This is a genomic window from Celeribacter naphthalenivorans (assembly GCF_020524585.1).
Classification (GTDB): Bacteria; Pseudomonadota; Alphaproteobacteria; order Rhodobacterales; family Rhodobacteraceae; genus Celeribacter; species Celeribacter naphthalenivorans.
The window spans coordinates 1-1,158 of the sequence record NZ_JAIVLK010000025.1; the positions used below are offsets into that span (position 1 = coordinate 1).

2 protein-coding genes are annotated in these 1,158 nt (G+C 46.8%); both read right to left on the reverse strand.

Annotated elements, in window-relative coordinates:
* Positions 1 to 340 (reverse strand): hypothetical protein (locus LC094_RS21510; RefSeq protein ID WP_226554847.1); only part of this gene is annotated, 340 nt, incomplete at its 3' end.
* 130 nt (positions 341 to 470) lie between these two features.
* Positions 471 to 881 carry a DUF6634 family protein gene (locus LC094_RS21515; protein ID WP_226554848.1) on the reverse strand — a complete coding sequence of 137 codons (411 nt, stop codon included), beginning with the start codon at positions 879 to 881 and terminating at the stop codon, positions 471 to 473.
* Positions 882 to 1,158: the final 277 nt, after the last annotated feature.

The following is a 1,158-nucleotide window of genomic DNA, read 5'->3' on the forward strand; positions in this document are numbered from 1 at the left end:
TATTGGAATAAACCCACTCACTGCGGAATTGAGCATCGGAGTTGAAGAGACCAAAATTTCTGTCGATGCTGAAGTGCTCAAATACCTCCAATGGCTTCAGATGCTTACGATAAAGCAGCCAAGGACTCGATGGTCGGTATCTGCCTAAATTCAGGACATGATTTTGGATATCAAAGCTTCTAAATCGCACGAACTCTCGAACTTCCTTCTCGATAGAAACCACGACTCTGATTTGCCCTCCAAACTCCTCTCCACTCCAACTTATAATTTGCTCCTCTGCCGCAAAGTGCGGCACCGTGGCTTCGATCAATCGGACGATTTGTGTCATACGGATGCTCAATTGGGGCTCCATATCTTAGATAAATAGCATATGGCGCAAGGGCACTGACGCCACCTGCCCCAAACAATAATGAGAAGAAAATTAAGCCGGAAATTTTCCTCAATTCAGGAGACGTCGGAGAGTCTGCGTATCAATTCATCAGTTTTCGAAATCGATCTGCGTTATCTCGCAGCATGCATTGCAACTCTTCGTCACCAAGAACGCGCCCCCAAAGATATCCTGCCGCTACGATGCTTCCTTTTGGAAAATCTGCTTTTGCCTCAACCCGGTAAAAACGCGACACCGTGCGTGCGATTTTGGCATCATGGTCGAGCCATACGAGATCAGATGTGGAGATCAACGTATTCCCCAAGAGTGGGTGGTCGGTGGCATTTCCAAACATGAAGATCCGACCCGTTGGCACCTTTACAGGCACATATCCGGTCAGAACCGGAGCTGCTCCCAAGTTAAATTTATCGCGCCGCTCCACCGCATCAAGAGCCTGATTGTACAGAGAAACAAGCTCAGTCGTATACCTTCGTGCCAAAGTAGCACCCTCCATGATTCATCCGAACGGCACAGGCCGTCGCATCATTAGATTTTCACGGGACGGAATAGGTAAAATCTGAACTGTGCGACATGGCAAGAAGAACGGAAGCGCCATATGTCTAACAATGCATGCACGCGCAACACGAAACATCTTTGCGAAAAATTACGAACAAAATTCGAACACGCGCCGTTTATCCGAGCAATTCAAGCCAAAGGAAAATTGCGAAAAATAAACATAGCAAAACACCTAATGAAAAAATCGAAACTGCATAGCCGGAAACATCTTGACT

What these genes read in the sequence shown, in the direction of transcription:
- LC094_RS21515 (WP_226554848.1), bottom strand. Translation starts at nt 881, where the DNA reads ATGGAGGGTGCTACTTTGGCACGAAGGTATACGACTGAGCTTGTTTCT.